Raw genomic sequence first — 21007 nt, 5'->3', positions numbered from 1 at the left:
AAAATCCAGCCGTAGCCAGATTTTTATACAACATAGATTCGTATTGGATTGTTTATTTATTAAACAATGCAGCGCGCTGCGCTTCAATAATTTCCGCAATGCCTTTACGCGCCACAGCCAACATCCCCATCATGTGCTCATCGCTAAACGCCTCGCCTTCGGCCGTGCCTTGAATTTCGATGAAACCACCTTTGTCATTCATAATGACATTCATGTCCGTTTCGGCATTGGAATCTTCAGGGTAATCCAAATCCAATACTGGAACGCCTTTGTAAACGCCCACCGAAATCGCAGCAATTTGCGACACGATTGGATTCTCTTTGACTTTTTTGTTCTCAACCAAGACACGCATCGCGTCTGCCAAGGCAACAAAGCCGCCCGTAATCGACGCGGTACGCGTACCGCCATCAGCTTGAATCACATCACAGTCAATGGTGATGGTATTTTCGCCTAGCTTTTTAAGATCCACTGCCGCACGCAACGAACGACCAATCAAACGCTGAATCTCAACCGTACGGCCGCCTTGTTTACCACGAGCCGCTTCACGATCCATTCGATTGCCCGTAGAACGAGGCAACATACCGTATTCCGCTGTGATCCAACCTTGGCCCTTACCTTTTAAGAAACGAGGCACGCCAGAAACAACAGTCGCAGTACAAATAACCTTAGTATCGCCACACTCAATTAAAACGGAACCTTCCGCGTGCTTAGTAAAATTACGAGTGATTTTAAGGGGACGTAATTGATCTACTGCTCTACCGCTTGGACGCATACTTGCTCTCTCTATCGATTAACCATAAAGCCGCAATTATAACCAACCCGCACAAAATTGCGCCCCCAGCGATAGGAAAACATGACATTTAGCAAACCTGTCGAACCCCGCCTCGTTAGGCTACAATGTCGCCTTTGTTCTTCTCTGAGACCTTTTTTAACAAAGTATTGGCAAGCACAGTAATCGTGCACGGGTCTCTCTATTTATTTTTTATGTAGGTACTTAACATGACAGCAAGCATGACCGCCTTCTCACGCCAAGAAGCCGTATACGATTGGGGCACCATCAGCTGGGAAGTTCGCTCAGTGAATCAACGCTACCTAGAACCCAGCTTCCGTCTACCAGAAAACTTCCGCGAGCTAGAGTTTGCGTTTCGTGATGTGCTGCGTAAAAAATTGAATCGCGGCAAATTGGAGTGCCAACTGCGCTTCCAAGGCGTCGACAAAGCCGCCACCAACTTAACCATTAACCCAAGCAACGCCCAAGCCTTGGCAAACGCCATCGACACCCTCGGCACGTGGTTTAAAGACCTTGATCCAGCCAACCCGCTTGATATCCTGAAATGGCCAGGCATCCTCAGCGACGAAGGTAGTGACTTTGACCTGATGAAAAAAGCCGTAGTGGAACTCTTTAACAAATCGGTCGACGAACTGATCCAAGTTCGCCTACGCGAAGGGGCACAGCTCAAAGACATCATCGAACAGCGCTTAGACGCCATCGATGCCATCGTCGTAGAAGTACAAGCCAAACTGCCAGAAATCATCGCCGCACAAAAACAAAACCTACTCGACAAACTCGACGCCGCTAAAGTCGACCTAGACCCAATGCGCGTCGAAGCCGAAATCGTCCTACTGGCACAAAAAGCCGACGTCGCCGAAGAACTGGATCGCCTCGCCACCCACACCAAAGAAGTCCGCCGTCAGCTACAACAAAAAGGCCCCATCGGCCGCCGTTTAGACTTTTTAATGCAAGAGCTTAACCGCGAAGCCAACACCCTATCGTCTAAGTCTATTGTGGTAGAAACAACGCAAAGCGCCGTGGAATTGAAAGTCTTGATTGAGCAAATGCGAGAACAGATCCAGAATATTGAGTAACCCAAAAAACTAGAGATGACGCCATGCTAGATAAAGCGAACCTAACCCAAGCGGTAAAGCAGCTGATGCCTGATGTCAGGCTGATTTACTTGTTCGGTTCACAAGCCGATGGCAGTGCTACACTCTCTAGTGATATCGACATCGCCGTGCTACTGGATAAAAAATGGATTCAGTGGCACGCTTCGATCTAGAACAAACGTTAGCAATCGAGTTCAATCAAGATGTAGATTTAGTTGATCTGCTAATGGCTTCGACACAGACTACACCAGCCAAGATTCCATTATTCTAAATCTACAGCGCGCCTGCGAAGCCAGCATTGATGCTGCAAATATAATCAACAAACAACACCAAACCGGCATTCCACAGAGTTGCCGCGACAGCTTTGAGCTACTAAAAAAAGCCGGAATACTTTCGGTACCACTCGCCCTAAACCTCCAGAAAATGGTTGGCCTTCGCAATGTCGCGGTTCACGACTATCAAACGCTTAATATAGACATCGTCAAACATATCGTGGAACACAGATTAGGAAACTTTGAAGACTTTATTGCAGAAATAAAAATGCTTTAATCTAATCCTCCTTTTATTCCTGCGGCTTATTAATGTCTTGGCGCAGTGCTTGTAATTCCTGTTGAAGCTGCTGCATTTGCTCTAGTAACTGTTGCTGTGTCGCTTTTTCAGCGTCTATCTCGCCTTTGTGTTCATCATCATGCATGGTCTGTACAGCATTGACGATGACGGCAATGAAGAGGTTAAGCATGGTAAAAGTGGCGATCAGAATGAATGGAATAAAAAACGCCCAAGCATAAGGAAAGGCTTCCATAACAGGCCGCGCAATCCCCATTGACCAGCTTTCTAGGGTCATCACTTGGAACAAGGTATACAGCGAAGCACCTAGGCTACCAAACCATTCAGGAAACGCCTCACCAAACAGCTTAGTCACCATGACCGCAGCCACGTAATACACCAGCCCCAACACCATGGCGATAGACAACATACCGTTCAGGGATTTGATCAAGGCACCGACTATTTTTCGCATCGATGGCACAAAGGTCAGTACGCGTAATACTCGCAATACTCTGAGCGCACGCAGCACAGCAAACGGGCCACTGGCTGGAACTAAGGCGATCCCCACGACAATGAAGTCGAAGACATTCCAACCGTCTTTGAAAAAGGCAAAGCGATGCACAAACAAGCGGATACTCAACTCAGCCACAAATACGGCGAGAATGGCTTTGTCCAAGGCGATTAAAAACGGACCAACAGCAGCCATGATATCTGACGAGGTTTCTAACCCTAGAATCACCGCATTAACTAAAATCAATGCCAGCAAGATACGCTGTACCGTGATGTTTTCAATAAACGCTTTTGAACGCTGACGAATTGAATTCGCAGGCACAAACAGTGTACTGGACATGCGCCACCTCAATGCTAGATTATCCCAAGAGTGGGTTAAATTGACGCCATTCTATGCCAGAGCTAGGATAGGTCAATCTCTTTTGGTGTAAATACATGGGCCTGTTTAAGGATTTTTCCATAAGATTTTTCGTCAGAAAGAAAGAACAAAAATGGGTAAACCCCTTTATCCTAAGTTAAATCAAAATAGTGAGTCATTTCTTACAAAATTTTTTGGTAGTGTGTAAAAACTCCAAACAAAAAGAGGTTTGAACATGAAGTTTCCATTATTAGTCATTGCCGTAACACTGGCATTATCTGGCTGCGCAAATACTTGGGAAGGCGTGAAAGAAGACTCCTCAAAAGCGTACAACAGCACGAAAGAAACGATTCATGAAGCGACTGAATAAGTCGATTTTATAAGTCATGACCGTATTTTAAAGCCCACTTTTACGCTATGTAAAAGTGGGCTTTTTCATAATCTACAGAACAAGCATGGTTTCATAAAGCAGCTGTTCAATACTTTGTCGACTGTCCATCACAGCAATCAGTACAACCTTGCTCGCCTCTTCATCCACTCGATAAAACACTAAGTTGTGCTGAGCGACCAGCATTTGTCGATAGTCCATAAAACCTAAAGCAGACAATCGCTCACTAATCGGGGAGGAAAAGGGATGAGTACACAACGCCTGAACCTGTTGCTTAATTAGACTCCGAGCGTCATCAGCCACAACGGCTCCATGTTTGCGAGTTAGGAATGCAGATAGCTTTTTGAGTGTCTCTTTAAATACTGGCGTAGCGACAACCTGGAAAGGCTTAGACATCAAATGCCTCATCTAAAGACAGCTCACCCTTTTGATTCAAACTACGCTCAGAAAGGTTGATCAGCTTAAGCAAAGCAATGGTTTCTTGCTGCTCATAGTAAGCATGCGAGTCTTGTACAACATACACTTCTTTGCCGTTCTGAGTGACGTGCAAAGGATCATCTAAAGAGAGATTATTGGCATTTGCTTTCAGGTAGGACACGGTTTGAATATTCATAAAAAACCCATTAGTCTAAATGTGGACTAATTATAGACCGATAATTTACTTTAGCCTACCTCACTTTTTCTCAATCACTCTGGGAACCTCGAATGAACTCGCCTTAATATAGTTTAGAACTATAGCTTTATCCTAAAAAGATAGTTTATATCGAATTCAAAGTAACCAAAATGATCACTATTATAAGTCTTACAACTCAGCCTTGTACGCAGCGATTCAGTTACGCTGGCCGTTAAGGCGAAAAAACCGACTTCTGGTCGGTTTTTTCATATCTAGGCTTAGGTGTCATTTTTTACTTATCCCCCGACCCTTCACTCTCAATCTTTTTGACCATTTTATCGAAGTCACTTTCAAATAACCGATCCTGTACGACTCGATACTTCTCAAATTCTGATTCTGCAAAGTCTTTGGCGATTTTTGCGCTGATTGATCCGGCATTAGTCAAAATATCTCTATCGTCAAACTCTAAGAACATATCCAACCGCTTCGACCAATCTTCCATCGTCATGGGGATATTACGCCTTGCACGACTTTCCGCTAAATCAAGATACGCGTTGACGATTAACCCTAACGACTGAAGCTCATCCTGACTGAGATAATTTTTAGCTACGCCCACATCGGTTTTTAACACCTTTCCTTCTGGCCCTTTCGCCCAATGAGTCAGTCCCATATTTGGCTTATTGCTATCGACTCTCGCTTTGATCAACTCGGCGGCAGTCTGTCCATGAATCGCAAAATGCAGTTTGTTTTGCACTGTCGCAAAAAAGGATTGAGTCGTTGGCGCATTTTTATTGTAATCAACACTGGTTGAGTAAATATCGGTGATCTTCTGATAAAAACGTCGTTCAGAAAGGCGAATTTCACGAATTTCTTCCAGCAAGCGCTCAAAGTAATCTTCACCCAGAAAGCTTCCGTTCTCCATGCGCTCTTTGTCGATCACATAACCCTTGATAGAAAACTCACGCAACACCTGAGTCGCCCACTGACGAAACTGAGTCGCTCGCACAGAATTCACGCGATAGCCGACAGAGATAATGGCGTCTAGATTGTAATGCTGGGTATTATAATTTTTACCGTCAGAAGCAGTTATCCGGAATTTCCGGATAACTGCTTCTTCATTGAGTTCGGCTGATTGAAATATATTTTTGAAATGCTCACTGACCGTTCGCACATCAACGCCAAACAACTCAGCGATCAGTTTTTGAGAAAGCCAAATAGTGTCTTCTTCATAACGGGCCTCGATGCTCTGCTCACCAGATTGTCCAGTAAAAATCAAAAACTCAGCGGTGCTATTGCGGATTAACTTAGTGGTCATTGGTTTTTCACTCTCTTACATTGCGTTTCAAAAACACTTTCTACCCCACCGCCAGTTTAGCCGCTTGCTTCCACATAAAGTTTGGCATGGCTTGTTGTAATCGCCATGTGATACTCATTGGTTGGCTGCCAGTATGAGAAATATAATCCACTTCGCCAAAATTCACGAAACTCATTGTACGACCATTTTCATCTTTGCTTTGTTCACGTACAAATAGGAAAACACGCTTACCATTTTCATTCTGTTCGACATAGCTATGCCCTTTTCCTCTATCTGGTCGCGCGCTATTTTGCGACTGCCAGTGAAATAAGTGCTCGTTAATTGCATAGTCGTGATACATGGTAGTAGGAGAAAATTGCTTTTCATTTTTATTCAGTGTGACAAACAAAATCTCTACATTGTCTTCTTTGATTTCTAACACACCTTCACGAGCAGGCGAGCGCTTTTCAAATGTTGACGCGCCAAAGCCGACCAAAATTTGCTCTCGAGTATAGCGAGCGTGTGACGTTAGCGGATTAGATATCATGTCTAACATAGGCAATTCTTGATGCTGAATACGGTTGATCAAAATCGTCAACACATCAACAAGCTCAGCTCGTAAATGCACATTTTCAAGCGCTTTCAGACTCACTTGCAGCGAAGAAAAACCCAGCTCAACACCACTTTTTTGCCAAAAATCATAATGGCACATAAGCGCCATGCGTTGATCCATATCGTCACTTAATATGAATCTGTTCTGGCACAAGTCTCGTAAAAAACTCAAATAACTATATGAGTCACAGACCAGAAATCGCGTATCGATTGCTCGTTTATAAATAGCGTGTAGTTCCGTATTATTCGGCTCTTGGACTTCATTAACTTTTGCTTCGTTTACTAAAGTGGTCCAGCTATCTTTCTTATAAATATCTTCCAGACTGAGTTGCGAATGCATTTTGAGGAAGTTGGCTAGTGATAAATCCAATGTAGAATATTGTTCAAATTGCCGAATCATGCCCAATAATCGTGAACGACTCACACTGGCTTGGCGAATATTTTGCAGCACCATTTCTTGGGTGCGTTTCGTCAGCTCAATTCGACAACCTAACGGCGCTTGTGGGAAGCCCTGTTTAATTTCTTCACTAATCGCTCGATTACTTTTGCCGACTAACGCTCTGAACTTACTGGCAAAATCGTATTCTGGACGAGAGTTACCGACAAAATCCAAAACGGTGCAACATTCTTTACCATTAGCCAAGCGTAAACCACGACCTAACTGCTGTAAGAAAATGGTGAGACTTTCCGTCGGTCGTAAAAACAACAAGGTATCGACTTCTGGAATATCGACCCCTTCATTGAAAATATCGACGACACACAACACATTAATTTCACCGGACCGAATTGCCTGTTGCTTCTGCTGACGCTCATTACTGTTATCACTGGTAAGTACGTCCGCCTTAACGCCTTTTAACAGTAATTGTCGCACCATGTAATTCGCATGATCGCGACTCACACAAAAGGCCAATGCCTTCATTTGATGGAGATCTGTGACGATCTCCTGCAAACTCAGCAATATTTTATCAAAACGTGCTTGGTTATGTGTGTATAGGTTTGTCAGCTGAGCAATATCATAACGACCACGGCTCCACGAGATATTGCGCAGATCAGTCTCGTCATCTATCCCAAAGTATTGAAAAGGAGAAAGGTGACGTTGATTTATCGCTTCAGGCAAACGCAATTCAGCAGCAATAACCCCACCAAAATCGCCTAAAATATCACCACCATCATGACGCTCCGGTGTCGCTGTCAGTCCTAGCAAAATATCCGATTGAAAATAGTGTAATACTTTACGATAACTCGTTGCCGCGATGTGATGAACTTCATCAATCACAATGTAGTCGTAAAAGTCTGCGGTTAAGCTTAGCGACTCTAATTGGTTATTAAGGGTCTGAATAGAAACAAACAGTTGACGATAATGTTCTGGTGTATGACCGCCTACCCATAGCTCACCAAACGATCCATTTCGCAACACACCTCTATAAGCCGAACGAGCTTGTTTTAAAATTTCCTCACGATGGGCAATAAATAGAAAGTTAGCGTTAGGTTTAGTCTTTAAAAACTGGGCAAAATCAAACGCAGAAATCAGTGTTTTTCCTGTTCCCGTTGCGGCTACAACAAGATTTCTAAAACGCTGATGAACACTACGCTCAACCGCTAACTTTTCTAAAATCTCAAGCTGATGAGGAAATGGTGTGATGTCGAAAAAATGCGACTGACTAGCATCACTATCGCCTCGCTGCTGCTTCAAAGCCCGTTTCAATTTCGCAGAGCTGGTAGCGTCACCACTAAACGCTTCAAACTCATTAGATGCCCAATAGGTCTCAAAGGTACTCAATGATTTATTAATGATGTGCGGGATTTCTTGGGACGTGATTTTTAAATTCCATTCAAGACCACTGGTAAGCGCGGAATGGGACAAATTTGAAGACCCAATATAGCCCGTATGAAAGCCAGTATCACGCAAGAACAGATAACTCTTCGCATGAAGCCGCTCTCGCTCAGTGTTGTAACTTAGCTTCACTTTGGTATTAGGCAGACTGGCTAAATACTCAACCGCTTTAGCGTCAGTAGCACCCATATAGGACGTCGTAATAATTTTTAACTCGCGACCGCTTCGGGTAAATTCTTCAAGCTCTCTTCGAAAAATGCGAATCCCAGCCCATTTAATAAAAGATACTAACCAGTAGATTTTATCGGCAGAAAGGATTTCTCGTTTCAACTCAGATTCAAGAGATAAGCCTGCATTGCTGCCGCAGAACAGCTCACTTTGAGTTAACCCTGTCAAAGGAAAGACATCTTTTACATATTGCTTCAAGTTTGCTGCGACAGGATTTTCTAGTTCATACAAGGCGGTGAGAATTCGTCCTTGGCAATCCAACAGGTTTTTATCGATAAAATCATCATCTTGCAGTCGTTCTTTGAGCCATAGCATTAGCTGGTTAGCAAAGTGGATTTGTTCTTGCAGTTGATCATCGCCAGACGGAATAGAATTGACGGCAAACTCTAAAATACGGCTCAAAAATCGGGAAAGCCAAACGCCCGCTTCGCTGGCTTCAAGCTGACGTTCGCCAATGTAAAAAGTTTGCTTATCTAATCGCGAAGAGATCAGCTGAGTAATCAACTGCTCATAAATGCCAACTTGCTGCATGAGTAATTCAGAATCCTTTGATTAAGATGTATATGTCTAAAACGATTAGATCAAACAGATTTACAAAAGGAAGCCATGCTTCCTTAAACGATCATACGTATTAAAAACCACGGAGTTAATAGCAATCCCTCGCCATAGTTAAGCAAAGTCTGTTTTATATCAAACCTCCGTCACGCACGCTTTTGGCCGAGCACAGCATAAAGATGAGCCAGGAGAAATCAACATTTTTAGCCAGCGATAATATTCATCGCTCTCAATATTGTCGTCTTTTTCTATTTGGAGAGCGGCATATTCCAACTCGCGTAGAGAGGCCATAGGCGGTGCAGCAAACTCGCTATTATTATCTAAAAAGTCTGTCGAACCAGCGAGTTTAAAGCGAATCCCGCCCATTCGATAAGAGTCATGTACACCTAACAAATAGTCTAATTCAGTGAGTCGACTCGTTGTCCGTAAGCCTTTGTTAAATTCAATGGCGGCTCGTCGCTGCATGAGAATGCGACCCCAACGATCCGGCGATGAATCCAAAAATGCGCGGAAGTTTTTATCAGGTGAATCGTTATACAGTTCACCATCATGAAGCGTTAGTAGTGGATCTATCTGTAAGCGGTAATCCGATGCTAGAAAGGCTTGATCGTAAGCAAAGCTAAACACACCACCTCGGCTGCTTTCTGCGAACGTCAGCTGCCCCACTAACAAAGGCAGGTCGATAGGCATCCAATGGGCATAAACCTCCACCACTCGACGGCTCATTTCCTGCCCTCCAGTAGCTTAATGTTTTGTAGCTTAACGCCTACTTCGTCATGGGCTGCCAGTGTCGAGAAATTGTCCTCCATACCAAGCACGGCCATGACTTTAATATAAGTACCAATCGCCACGCCCGGATCACCCGCAAAGACTTTGTTCACTGTTTTGTTATCAAACCCTGTGCGGTCACAAATCAATTTCTTGGTAAAGCCTCGCCGTTTAGCCGCCAACAACAAATCTTCACCGAACACACGCAAGACCTTGAGTTGCTTGGGAAATAACACTCGGTGCATGTCTCTCTTAGGCATTTTATTTATCCCTATTTAAAAGCAGGACTGTATTCCTATATTTTAAACCATTATAGGAATACAGTCCTATCTTGATGAGCCTGCCCGCACATCCAAAATGTTGTATCAGTTCATTCCCCCAACAAGCCTTTATTGTCTTGCCAACAAGCATCCAGTTGTTTTTCTATCAGACGCACGGTATCTGGTTTCACACTTAAAGATAAAACAACCAAAAAACTCTTTTCACCCTGCCTACCGCTCAGCAGAAAAGGCGTTTTTTAAGGCGTCAAATAGCCATTGATGGGCGGAGCCACGTAAGGCACCTTTTTTACAGACTAGGTCAACGGGGACAGACCATGGTTTGTAGTCGAAGGCGACGTCGATCTTGTGTATGTCACCTTGTTTGATCAGTGGGTCGACTAAGGCGACGGGCAAATACGCCCAACCGATTTGCTGTTGAACCAGTTCGAGCACAGCGTGGTAGCTTGTACACCACCATGCATTAGGCGTCATACTAATAAGCACTTGTGACTCTCGCTTTTGCTTACCCCTAACAGCCACCTGACGAAAAGGAGCAAGGTCGGATTCAGACAGAACTTTTTGTGTCGCTAGGGGAAAAAGAGGATGGCACACCGCCACAAAGTCCACGCCGCCGACGTAACAAAAGTCCACTTTTTTGTTTACTTCCACTTCAGAAAACATTACACCAATGTCCATGTTGCCGTTAGCAACGGCGTCGATAATATCCGTTGATGCGACCGACATAACATCCAGCTGTACCAGCGGGTATTCACGAGCAAACTGCGCCAAAACAGCCGAGACGTGAGGCGCAAACAATGCATCATCTACCGCTACGGTCAGGTGGCTTTCTTCATGGCGAAGTATGGATTCGGCAATCTTTTCAAACTCATGCGACTGCGCCAATAATGCTTTTGCGCTGCGAATCAAACGTTCGCCTTCTGGGGTTAGGGTTGGGCTGCGCGGGGTTCTGTCAAACAGCTCTACCCCCAAATCCAGCTCTAGGTTGCTAATGCCATGACTCACGGCCGATTGAACTTTGCCCAAACGTCTGGCGCACGCGGAAAACGACCCGAGCTCGGCAGACAATACCAGCATATTAATTTGCTCTAGACTCAACATATGAATAATTTCGATAGTTATTAACTTTTATACATCATATTTATTGATAGTCTAGCGCGCAAATACATTGTCTTCGAAAATAAGGAGAAAGGCATGAGTTGGGTATATTTGCTGTTGGCTGGGTTGACGGAAATCGGTTGGCCAGTTGGCCTAAAAATGGCGCAATCAGGTGGCTCAAAAATATTAGGCATAGCCATGGCAATTGGTTTTATGGCTGTCAGTGGTACCTTGCTGTGGTTAGCGCAAAAAGAAATCCCTATGGGAACCGCGTACGCTGTATGGACAGGCATTGGAGCGTCCGGAACCTTTTTACTAGGTATTTGGTTTTATGGCGATCCGACATCCTTGCTTCGCTACATGGGCGTGTTACTGATTATCCTTGGCGTGGTGGTGTTAAAGTTTGCCCACTAACGTCCCCAACGCTCTATCCGATACTGCCTTGGGGATTTGCCCAGCGCTTTTTTAAAAAAGGTAATAAAGGCACTGACTGAGTCGTAGCCCAGTTCTTCGGATATGGTTTGAATGGGCAGGTTGATGGCAAGTTTTTGTAACGCGAGCACAATGTGCAGTTGGCTGCGCCATTGACCGAACGTCAGCTGCACATGACGCTTTATCATACGGGCTAACGTTCGCTCGCTCATGGCGAAATCGTTGGCCCACTCCCCTAGTGTGCGTTTCTCGTGTGGTTTTGCAATCAATGCAAGCGCAAGGCGATGCAGCGTTGGCTCATCTGGAATAGGGAAATCAAACTCTTCTCGTTCTTGCTTCACAAGCTGATCAAGCAGCACAGTCACCAGCCTGTCTGTCGCTGAATCCGGCGAATAGTTGGGAGCTTGTGTAGCAAGGTAGGTAGTGAGTTCTCGTAACAATGGCGTTACTGTGATGGTGCACGCTGACTCAGGCATCGCCAAGTTAGCCGAATCGGCAAACAACATACACACATCCGCGCGGGGCGAAATCTGATTACGGTGCATAACCATACTGGGAATCCATACCGCGCAACGAGGTGGAACCAACCACATTTTGTCATTAATAAAGCTGGTCACAACGCCAGTTAAGGGCATCACAAGCTGGCCTTTTTGATGATTATGCCAAGGTGTCTCTTCGATGTGTGGTGCGGATTCTGAACGCAACACCAGAACTCGCTGCGGATAGGAATCGGCAAAGTGTAAATCTGTCACAAGACGAGATGACAATTTGTCTGGATTTAGCAATTTACTGTCCAAATGACCAAATTAAGTTAGAAGATTAGCACCTATAATACGCGCTCAACAACCCACCTTGATGTCGACTGTTAGTGGAATATTCATGAAATCATTACAACGCTTAGCGCAACATGACGCTGCGTATTTATTATTATTTATTTTTTTAGTCGCACTGAGTTTGCGTGGTCCGGTTACTGGGCTACCGCCATTATTAGAACGAATTAGTTTGGATTTGTCGTTGAGCAGTTCCCAATTGGGGTTGCTCACTAGCTTGCCTTTGTTGGCGTTTGCGGTGTTTGCCCCAGTGGCGTCTTGGCTAACGCAGCACTTTCGCATTGAACGCATTTTGGCGTCAGGCGTGGGTCTCATTGCCCTGGGTATGATGATCCGAACGTTTGGTTCAATCAGCACTTTGTACCTTGGTGCCGTGTTGATTGGTGCAGGGATCGCGATTGGCAATGTGCTGCTGCCCAGTTTGCTGAAACGTGAATTCCCCCAGTATGTGGTTCAGCTGACGGCGATATACGTGTTGATGATGAGCATTGGTGGTTTTTTGATGTCGAGTTTTGCGGTCCCTTTGAGCGTGTACGCAGAACAGTCGCCTTTCGATTTGCCCATATCAGGCTGGTCATTTGCATTAGCGTGCCAAAGTGCGCTGATTATATTGCCTTTGGTGGTGTGGTTTAGCTGCAAAATAACCCAGCACCAAGCGCCACAAGACAGTCAAATTGATACCGCGTCCAGTGTCTGGCGCTCGCTGACAGCGTGGCAAGTGGCTGGTTTCTTAGCGGTGAATTCGTTGTTGAATTACATTGTGGTGGCGTGGGTGCCAGCCATTTTGATGAGCCACAATTACAGCGATTCTACTGCGGGCTTGTATCAAGGTTATTTGCAATTAGCGGGGGCGCTGCCGTCGCTTATTTTGGCGCCATTTATCAATAAGTTAGGCAGTCACCGACGACTTTGTTTGTTCTCGACGGGCTTGACCTTGGTGAGTCTATCCGGTTTTTTGTTTGTGCCAAGTTGGTCGGCCCTATGGTGTGTATCGTTTGGTTTTGGCATCAGCATGGGGTTTATTTTGGGCTTGTCATTTGTGAGTTTACGAACCCACAGCCCAAAACAAGCAGCGGCTCTGTCGGGTATGGCGCAGTTGATTGGGTATACATTGGCCGCAATTGGGCCAGTGATGATAGGCGCACTGTTCGACTGGCATCAATCTTGGACATTGCCCTTGTTTGTGATGTTAGCGATTTGTTTCGTGTGGTTAGTGTTAGGCTGGATCGCAAGCCCTAAGCCAAAACAATAAGCCGCCACTTATCCCATTTGGTTTGGCAAAAAATCCCAGATCAGTTCTCTTCTTCTGTGATTTTTTGCTCCAATGGAACAGTCAACGTGAACGTTGTTCCAACACCCACCTCGGACTCAACGTCAATGTGACCTTTCATCAGCACGCTCACCCATTGGCTAACCAGGTGAAGGCCCAACCCTGTGTGTTTATTCGTACGCCCTGTTGTAGCAAATGGATCAAAAATACGTTTTTTCATTTCAGGGGAAATACCACGACCGTTGTCTTTGAGCATCAGCACCAAATTGTCGGCGTCCTGTTTCGCAGTGAGCGTGATCAACCCTTTGTCCAATCGCTGAAATCCGTGGTCTAGCGCGTTATCGATCAGATTTTGCAGTATTTGCGACATGATTCCCGGAAAACCCAACATTTTGATATTTTGCGGTACATCGATGTGTACTTTAATCTCTGGACGTTTTTTTAGCACAGGCTTGTAAGTGAACATAATGTCACTCACAACATTGTGAAAAAAGAAGGTTTGGGTTTCCTGCGCCGTTCGATCTGACACAATACGTTTGAAGCTTGAGACCACCTCCAGTGCTCGAAGAAGGTTTTTTTCGGCAATAGAAAGCGAATTGTTCATGCCTTCCGCTGCTTTTTTAGAGAGTAAATCCGACTCTTTATCCAGCCAAATTTTGCACGACGACAACGCCATTCTGACGCCGCCCAACGGTGTGTGCATTTCATGAGCCAGCCCTGCTACCATGAGTCCTAACGACGATAGCTTGCTGGTCTCGACCAATTCATCCTGCAAATCCACGAGGCGTGAATTGGTCAAACGTAGCTGCTGGTTTGCCAGCTCGGCTTGCTCTTTTTCTTGCTGGAGCAATTTCAACAATCGATAGGTTTCGAATTGCACTACGATTTGACGCCACACCAGCCAAGCAATCATCAAAAAACTGATACTCGCAATGACCACAATGGTCGCAAGCATCGTCCTTTGCCATAGAGCGAATACTTCAGCGTGAGACTGGGCGACAAAATACAGTAACGGTACTTTTGTCCCCTCTTTCACCACTTCTTCTTCGTCTATATGTAGTTTTAGCAACCCCCATAATCGGTTGTCGTCGAAGATTCTTTCCAATCCATCGATGGCGTTTATTTCTTGCCAAATCTCAGGAAAGTGAGTCGCTATGTTAAATCGCGCATCTTGCGGGTAAAGAATGCCGCCCCATTCAAGGCTTTTGTTGGACGACAGCATCCAGAATCCATTCGCATCCAATATTTCCAAATTCACGCCATCTCCGCTGAACGAACGCATCAGCTCAAATAGCTTTGTCAGGTCATAATTGACCACCAGAATGCCGGGCATATTCCCGTCTATACGAACCACCCCACGAACCGTCGGTTGAAAGGGTCGCACAATTTCTTGATTTTCTATGTTGAGGTCAAGTGACGAGATGTAAACGGTGTTGTCTCCAACACGAGGGGCGTTTTTCACATAGCCTCGATCCGATTTGTCTTGCAGCTGAGACTCTGAAACACGGGTGATCACACCATCTTGGGCATTAATACGAACTAACTCCTGACCATTTGGCGCGATCCAGCGCACTTGTGAAATCAAGCGAGACGTCTGCGCAAAGCGACTAAATTCATCTGCGACTCGCGCCTTCCAATCATCACTCGATGCCATCTGGTCGGACGCTGGAGCCTGTTGAGATATCAGGCGGGCATTCACACTGTTGCGTAGTAGCAAGGTCACACGCTTAATATGGCCAATTTCTCGACTAAAAGCGCTCGCGCTACGTGACAACACCTCCGATTCAGTCCAAGCAAGCTGACTGATTTTATTGTCTAAAAAGTAACGGTAGCTGCCAAAACTCAGTACAGAGATGAACACGGCAATGGCAGACATGCACATAAATATTTGCGTTTTCTTGCGTCCGAAATACTTTTTTAGTGTCATCGAATTATTGGCCAGATTGAACCCAGTGAATGGTATTTTCCAAAGACATTGGCTTAGCAAACAAATAGCCTTGGCCGTTCTCACAACCTAGACTTAGCAAATGCGCTTTTTGTTGTTCGGTCTCAATGCCTTCTGCAATAACACTCAAGCCCAATATATTGCCCAATTCAATAATCATTTTCAGGATTTCAAAATCTTTTTCTGATTCTTCCATTTGCCACACAAAACTGTGGTCCACTTTTAACGTCGATACTGACAAAGTAGACAAATACGCTAGGGAAGAATACCCCGTGCCAAAGTCGTCAATATTCGTGTGCACGCCCAATGTTTTTAGCGCCGATAAATGCCTGTTTATGGTGGCTTTTTCATTAATCAATTGCGACTCAGTAATCTCTAATTCGATCAATTCAGCAGGTGCCTGCTCTTCTTCAAGAATCGTTTTAAAATTAGAAAAATAGTCTGGGCGGATAATTTCATTGCCCGCCACGTTCACCGAAATGGGCACATTGATACCAATCCCTTTAAGCGCCTTAATTGCTCGGCACGATTGACGCAACATTTGCCGGTCCAACTTATCAATCAGTCCACTGCTTTCGGCCAAAGAAATAAACAGCTCTGGTGAGATAAAGCCGCGCGTCTTGTGTTCCCATCGCGCTAACGCTTCGAAGCCAATTAAGGCATTGTCTTTCAGGCTCACTTTGGGCTGGAAATACGGCACTATTTCATTGTTTAGAATCGCCTCTCGTAAATCTTGCAGTAACTCATAACGGCCGAACATGGCAGAGGCCAATTCATTGCAAAAGGCCAGATACGCCACACCTTCGTATTTCGCTCTTGCCAACGTACTTTTTCCGACACTGATCAGTTGCTCTGGATTATAAGAAGAGAATTCGGAAAACTTTACTGAGCTGATGGTCAAATCAAGCGAGTGTGTGGCCTTTTCGACCTTAATATTGGTATGTATGATTCGTTCTAAAGAGGACTCGTTGTAGTCTTGGTTGTCGTAGACAACCAACATCAGGGTATCCCGTTCCAACAAAGCAATATCAGCGGTTTTATCAAAAAATTCATTTAGGTGATCATAAAGCGACAAAATAAGCTGGTCGCAATATTTGGCTCCAAGCACCGATTCTGTGTACGCCAAATCATCCACGTATACCATTAACAACGTGGCTTTTTCTCGCTCCCAAGACAACATGTTACGAATCTCACGTAACAGCCAGTTTTTGTTGTAAAGCCCTAAAATAGGGTCAACGTAAGCTAGCTCAGTAAGCTTGTTATGCAACGCCACATTCCGAAACCCTGCACCGATATTTTCACAAAAAATTTGCAACAGGTTAATTTCATTTGCAGCCAATGCTCGATTCAATTTCACGACGACCATGTATTCTCGGCCATCCAATTCTTTATTCGAGAAATACAACACAGAAAAGCCTTCTAGAAACACATGACCTTTCTGTTTGCTCGCTTGTTCAACGGCCCCTTTAAGCACCTCCTCCTTATTGGCAACCGACAACAAATCTCGGTGTACATGGGATGAAAACTCCCCACTGGCTGCCACAATTCGAGCGTGCTCAATCAGATCGTCTTCGGTGTGAAGAAAACAGACAATGCCGCCACTGTTTATTTTTAGAAGTTGCCCTACCTCTTCTAGAATGGAGTGTGTGTATTCAACGATGTCGCTTTTTGAGGCGATTCTTTGACTGGAGGCCAATAGCAGTTGCATACCATGGCGTGCTTCCTTCATGTCGGAAAGGTGCTCCCACGTACGCAAATTACTCAGTACGATGGTTTGTAAATGCGACTGAGTCAGGTCTGCTTTGCACCAATAATCGTCAATATCATACTGATCAATTAAATCATCTACTGGCGCCATACCTGGCTGACCAGTAAGCAATACAATTCGCACCAGATCGTTCCCAATGACTTCTCTGATAGTGCGAATTAAACGCAAACCCGCCACATCGGTCTCCATCACCACATCTAAAAACATGACCGATATATCTGGATTTGCCGCGATGACAGTGGCGGCATCCGCCGCAGAAGAGGCGGTCAAAAACTCAACCTCTTTATTGTCGTAGTTCAACGCGCTTAAACCGTTAAGCAAGGCTTCTTGATAGTCTTGATCGTCTTCTACAGACAAGATTTTGCAATAGTGTCTGGGCGTAGGCGTCAGCAGTATTGGATTGTCATTAGAGGGTAAATCCATCTTCGTTTCCCTTCCATTTTTAACTTGCGGTGTAAATTAGAACGATGATTACGTTCCGTTAAGAGTAGTGATATTTTTGCAAATCTCTTCAATATTTAAGAAATTTTTTGTAACCAGGCATTCTCTTCAATTTGTATGACGTTATAAAGAATACACGCTATTGTCTTTACCAAGAACACACATTTGCTTCGTAGGTTTGTGATATAGTAAAACGTTGAAAAAGACATCGACAGGCGGATTAAAAAAACCCCATGGACAAACATAAAGGCAATTTATTCATTTTATCTGCGCCTTCTGGTGCCGGTAAATCGACCTTATACAAGGCGCTATTGAGTCAAGACAGCCAGGTGCGAATATCTATTTCTCATACCACTCGCGCAGCAAGAACCGGCGAAGAACACGGTCGAGAATACTATTTCACAGACGTTGAAGACTTTTTAGATATGATTGCGGAAGATGCCTTCTTCGAACACGCCCAAGTGTTTGATAACTATTACGGCACATCAAAGGCATCGATTTTCACCATGCTTGAAGACGGCTTGGATGTCATTTTAGAAATTGATTGGCAAGGGGCGCGTCAAGTTCGACAACTTTACCCTGACGCCATGGGGATTTTCATTCTGCCACCGTCGCTGGCCTCTCTTGAAGAGCGTTTACGTGGTCGAGGAACCGACGCAGATGACGTCATCCAAAGACGCATGAGCAAAGCCGTTAATGAAATGTCGCATTACGATGAATACGATTTCGTGATCGTCAATGACGACTTCGATACCGCCTTGTCACAATTACAGTCCATTTTCACCGCAATGCGCTCGAAAACCACTGTAATGAAAGAAAAAAATACCATTCTTATAAATGATCTCTTGTCATTGTAAGAAGCCGTTAAGTAGAATTACCCTTGGAAAAATAGATAACCGAACACAGAGGTCAAAATGGCTCGAGTTACCGTAGAAGATTGTTTAGAAAATGTTGATAACCGCTTTGAACTAGTGATGGTCGCGTCAAAACGCGCTCGTCAACTTGCCACTGGCGGCGAAGACGCAAAAGTGCCTTTAGAAGGCGACAAAGTTACTGTTGTTGCACTACGTGAAATCGCAGATAACCTGATCAACGCCAAGAATGTTGATCAGCAAAAGCGCCCATTGCACGAGTTTTAATCTCTATGGTGTCGCTCAGATCACAACAGTCGCACTTCCTTTTTGCCCTAGTGAGGTGAGCGATGTATACCATTGAAGAGTTAGCACTGACCTTGAGTCAGTATTTGCCTTACGAGCAAGTCTCGAAGGTAAAACGTGCCTACTATTACGCCGAACAAGCCCACGATGGCCAACGACGTAAAAGTGGCGAGCCCTATGTCACCCATCCTCTCGCTGTCGCCGAAATTCTATCGGAACTTCGAATGGATTGTGATGGACTGACTGCGGCGCTTCTGCACGACGTTATTGAAGACACTGGCATCAGCCGCGAAGCACTCACCGAGCAATTTGGAGAAGGTGTAGCAGGCTTGGTCGATGGTGTGAGCAAACTGACTCACTTAGAATTCAATAGCCAAATTGAGAAACAAGCCCATAACTTCCAAAAAATGGCCATGGCCATGGCCGATGACATTCGCGTCATTTTGGTTAAGTTAGCGGACAGATTGCACAACATGCGCACACTTGATGCCATGCCTGCCCACAAAAAACGCCGTATTGCCCGTGAAACATTAGACATTTATGCGCCTATTGCAAACCGCCTGGGTATGTACAACGTTCGGGTAGATTTAGAATCCCTTGCCTTTCAAGCTTACTACCCAATGCGCGCACGCATGCTTCAACGTGCCATCCACAAAAAATATGGCCAGCAGCGCATTAAAGACACCCAAAAGCTGGAAGACACCATTCGATCGGAACTCGCGGCAGACTACATAGAAGCCAGTATCAGCGTTCGTGAAAAACACATTTACAGCATTTATCAAAAGATGGACAAGAAGCGTCGGTCTTTAGATGAAATCATGGATGTGATGGGCGTGCGCATCGTCACCGATCGACACGACAGCTGTTATCGAATCCTCGGCGTGATTCATGCGCTGTTCAAACCGATTGAAGGTCGATTCAAAGATTACATTGCGGTTCCAAAATCCAATGGTTACCAATCTCTTCATACGACGGTACTAGGCACCAACGGCATTCCGATGGAAGTCCAGATACGCACAGAAGAAATGGATTTGGTGGCCAATAACGGCATTGCGGCCCATTGGGCATACAAGGTCGGCGGCACATCTAGCATGCCTAGCAACCATGACCGCGCGACAAAATGGGTAAAAAGCTTGCTGGAAATCCAGCAAAAAGCACGCAACCCCGTCGAATTTGTCGACAACGTGAAAAGCGATTTATTCCCAGACGAAGTGTATGTTTTCACACCGAATGGGCAAATTATTGAATTGCCTTCTGGTGCAACCCCCGTTGATTTTGCCTATGGCGTGCACACCGAGATCGGCAACACCTGTATCTCTTGCCGAATTAACCGCCGTCTTGCACCACTAAGTACACAGCTAGAAAGTGGCCAAACGGTTGAAATCATTACCGCGAAAAACGCTCAGCCAAATGTCGCTTGGTTAAGTTTTGCGATTACCGGCAAAGCGCGTACAAATATTCGTCATTATCTAAAAGACAAACAACGCGAGAATGCCATATCGATTGGTCATCGCTTGCTCACTCGTTCGTTAAATGCGTTTAAAACCAACATTGAAGAGCTGACTACCGAGCAAATTTCACAAGTATTGGCCACGCACCAACTGAGCTCGCTGGATGATCTATTAGAGTCCATCGGCAAGGGTCGTCATGTGGGCTATCTTGTGGCGCGTGAGCTGTTCCCGAACATAGATGAAGACACCTTAATCACGCCAAAATCGTTTAAGGTTAATGGCTCTGAAGGCATGCTCATTTCCTATGCGAAATGTTGTGCACCCATTCCTGGCGACCCCATTGTGGGCTATGTTCAGGTCGATAAAGGCATTATTATTCATCATCTCAACTGCCCTAACGTTCAGGATCATCTTTCTAATCCAGAGCGTTTTATTCATATGTCATGGGGCAAAGAGATCGAAGAAGAGCTGCACATCAGCTTGATCGTGACTTACATTAATGAACGCGGTGCGGTTGCTAAGATTGCCAGCTCGATCAGTGATACGGATTTCCAAGTGTCCAATTTGGACATTATTGAACGTGGTCGAGTCAGTCGCTTACGATTGAACATTACCATTTCCAGCCGCGTTGGCCTCGCCGATGTTATGCGCCGCATCAAAGCGGTTCTGATGTGTGGAAAAGGTCAGCCGAGAAACCATTGTTGGGCGCTAAGTTCATCTACCTTTACTGTTAAATGATCTTCTAAA

The 21007-nt window shown here is 45.1% G+C and carries 20 protein-coding genes and 1 pseudogene; 9 read left to right on the top strand and 12 right to left on the bottom strand.

All coding sequences use genetic code 11. The features are described from left to right. Positions 1-52: 52 nt before the first annotated feature. Entirely contained in the window at positions 53-772 is a 720-nt protein-coding gene (gene rph / locus N5P32_RS01780; RefSeq protein ID WP_265727487.1) for a ribonuclease PH, read from the bottom strand. Between the two features lie 227 nt (positions 773-999). On the opposite strand from rph, the gene N5P32_RS01775 reads away from it, so the two are divergent. From N5P32_RS01775 to hepT, 3 genes and pseudogenes are all read left to right on the top strand, one after another. Beyond that, positions 1000-1866 (top strand): YicC/YloC family endoribonuclease, encoded by an 867-nt coding sequence (locus tag N5P32_RS01775; RefSeq protein WP_265727486.1) that lies wholly within the window; start codon positions 1000-1002, stop codon positions 1864-1866. Positions 1867-1889: 23 nt separating this feature from the next. Continuing rightward, entirely contained in the window at positions 1890-2057 is a 168-nt protein-coding gene (locus N5P32_RS01770) for a nucleotidyltransferase domain-containing protein (RefSeq protein WP_265727485.1), read from the top strand. A gap of 64 nt (positions 2058-2121) precedes the next feature. Beyond that, positions 2122-2433, top strand: a pseudogene (hepT, locus tag N5P32_RS18135) (type VII toxin-antitoxin system HepT family RNase toxin); the annotation flags it as partial. A gap of 13 nt (positions 2434-2446) precedes the next feature. On the opposite strand, the gene N5P32_RS01760 reads toward hepT, so the two are convergent. Further along, entirely contained in the window at positions 2447-3280 is an 834-nt protein-coding gene (locus tag N5P32_RS01760) for an ion transporter (RefSeq protein ID WP_265727484.1), read from the bottom strand. Between the two features lie 253 nt (positions 3281-3533). Between N5P32_RS01760 and N5P32_RS01755 the strand changes: the two genes are divergently transcribed. Beyond that, positions 3534-3668, top strand: coding sequence for a hypothetical protein (locus N5P32_RS01755; protein ID WP_265727483.1), 135 nt, complete (start codon positions 3534-3536; stop codon positions 3666-3668). 72 nt (positions 3669-3740) lie between these two features. Here N5P32_RS01755 and N5P32_RS01750 read toward each other — a convergent pair whose 3' ends face one another. The 7 genes from N5P32_RS01750 to N5P32_RS01720 all read right to left on the bottom strand — a co-directional run bounded on the left by N5P32_RS01750 (position 3741) and on the right by N5P32_RS01720 (position 10969). After that, entirely contained in the window at positions 3741-4082 is a 342-nt protein-coding gene (locus tag N5P32_RS01750; RefSeq protein WP_265727482.1) for a type II toxin-antitoxin system RelE/ParE family toxin, read from the bottom strand. Continuing rightward, entirely contained in the window at positions 4075-4299 is a 225-nt protein-coding gene (locus N5P32_RS01745) for a hypothetical protein (protein ID WP_265727481.1), read from the bottom strand. The genes N5P32_RS01750 and N5P32_RS01745 overlap by 8 nt, the downstream gene beginning before the upstream one ends. A 292-nt stretch (positions 4300-4591) precedes the next feature. Further along, positions 4592-5614, bottom strand: a complete 1023-nt coding sequence (locus tag N5P32_RS01740; protein ID WP_265727480.1) for a virulence RhuM family protein — start codon at positions 5612-5614, stop codon at positions 4592-4594. A gap of 40 nt (positions 5615-5654) precedes the next feature. Beyond that, complete coding sequence (locus tag N5P32_RS01735) at positions 5655-8798, bottom strand: DUF3427 domain-containing protein (RefSeq protein WP_265727479.1); 3144 nt, start codon at positions 8796-8798, stop codon at positions 5655-5657. Between the two features lie 159 nt (positions 8799-8957). Next, positions 8958-9548: a hypothetical protein gene (locus tag N5P32_RS01730; RefSeq protein ID WP_265727478.1), complete on the bottom strand. Its 591-nt coding sequence runs from the start codon at positions 9546-9548 to the stop codon at positions 8958-8960. After that, positions 9545-9850, bottom strand: coding sequence for a transcriptional regulator (locus N5P32_RS01725; RefSeq protein ID WP_265727477.1), 306 nt, complete (start codon positions 9848-9850; stop codon positions 9545-9547). Before N5P32_RS01725 ends, N5P32_RS01730 begins: the two co-directional genes overlap by 4 nt. 231 nt (positions 9851-10081) lie before the next feature. Next, positions 10082-10969, bottom strand: coding sequence for a LysR family transcriptional regulator (locus N5P32_RS01720; RefSeq protein WP_265727476.1), 888 nt, complete (start codon positions 10967-10969; stop codon positions 10082-10084). A gap of 93 nt (positions 10970-11062) precedes the next feature. Here N5P32_RS01720 and N5P32_RS01715 point away from each other — a divergent pair, with 93 nt between their 5' ends. Then, positions 11063-11380: a DMT family transporter gene (locus N5P32_RS01715; RefSeq protein WP_265727475.1), complete on the top strand. Its 318-nt coding sequence runs from the start codon at positions 11063-11065 to the stop codon at positions 11378-11380. Here the strand turns inward: N5P32_RS01715 and N5P32_RS01710 are convergent. Then, entirely contained in the window at positions 11377-12183 is an 807-nt protein-coding gene (locus N5P32_RS01710; RefSeq protein ID WP_265727474.1) for an AraC family transcriptional regulator, read from the bottom strand. The genes N5P32_RS01715 and N5P32_RS01710 overlap by 4 nt on opposite strands. A 94-nt stretch (positions 12184-12277) precedes the next feature. Here N5P32_RS01710 and N5P32_RS01705 point away from each other — a divergent pair, with 94 nt between their 5' ends. Next, the gene (locus tag N5P32_RS01705) at positions 12278-13480 is read left to right on the top strand and encodes an MFS transporter (RefSeq protein ID WP_265727473.1); all 1203 of its coding nucleotides are present in this window, start codon (positions 12278-12280) and stop codon (positions 13478-13480) included. Positions 13481-13520: 40 nt separating this feature from the next. Here N5P32_RS01705 and N5P32_RS01700 read toward each other — a convergent pair whose 3' ends face one another. After that, positions 13521-15380, bottom strand: a complete 1860-nt coding sequence (locus N5P32_RS01700) for a sensor histidine kinase (RefSeq protein WP_265727472.1) — start codon at positions 15378-15380, stop codon at positions 13521-13523. 49 nt (positions 15381-15429) lie between these two features. Further along, on the bottom strand, positions 15430-17634 hold the full coding sequence (locus N5P32_RS01695; RefSeq protein WP_265727471.1) for an EAL domain-containing protein: 2205 nt from the start codon (positions 17632-17634) through the stop codon (positions 15430-15432). A gap of 251 nt (positions 17635-17885) precedes the next feature. Between N5P32_RS01695 and gmk the strand changes: the two genes are divergently transcribed. The 3 genes from gmk to N5P32_RS01680 all read left to right on the top strand — a co-directional run bounded on the left by gmk (position 17886) and on the right by N5P32_RS01680 (position 20998). Next, on the top strand, positions 17886-18509 hold the full coding sequence (gene gmk / locus N5P32_RS01690; protein WP_265727470.1) for a guanylate kinase: 624 nt from the start codon (positions 17886-17888) through the stop codon (positions 18507-18509). Positions 18510-18566: 57 nt separating this feature from the next. Next, on the top strand, positions 18567-18791 hold the full coding sequence (gene rpoZ / locus N5P32_RS01685; RefSeq protein WP_265727469.1) for a DNA-directed RNA polymerase subunit omega: 225 nt from the start codon (positions 18567-18569) through the stop codon (positions 18789-18791). A gap of 62 nt (positions 18792-18853) precedes the next feature. Continuing rightward, positions 18854-20998, top strand: coding sequence for a RelA/SpoT family protein (locus N5P32_RS01680; protein WP_265727468.1), 2145 nt, complete (start codon positions 18854-18856; stop codon positions 20996-20998). The last annotated feature ends 9 nt before the right edge of the window (positions 20999-21007 follow it).

Source organism: Marinomonas pontica (assembly GCF_026191375.1).
In the GTDB taxonomy this organism is placed as follows: Bacteria; Pseudomonadota; Gammaproteobacteria; order Pseudomonadales; family Marinomonadaceae; genus Marinomonas; species Marinomonas pontica.
This window is presented reverse-complemented; position numbering and strand designations above follow the sequence as displayed.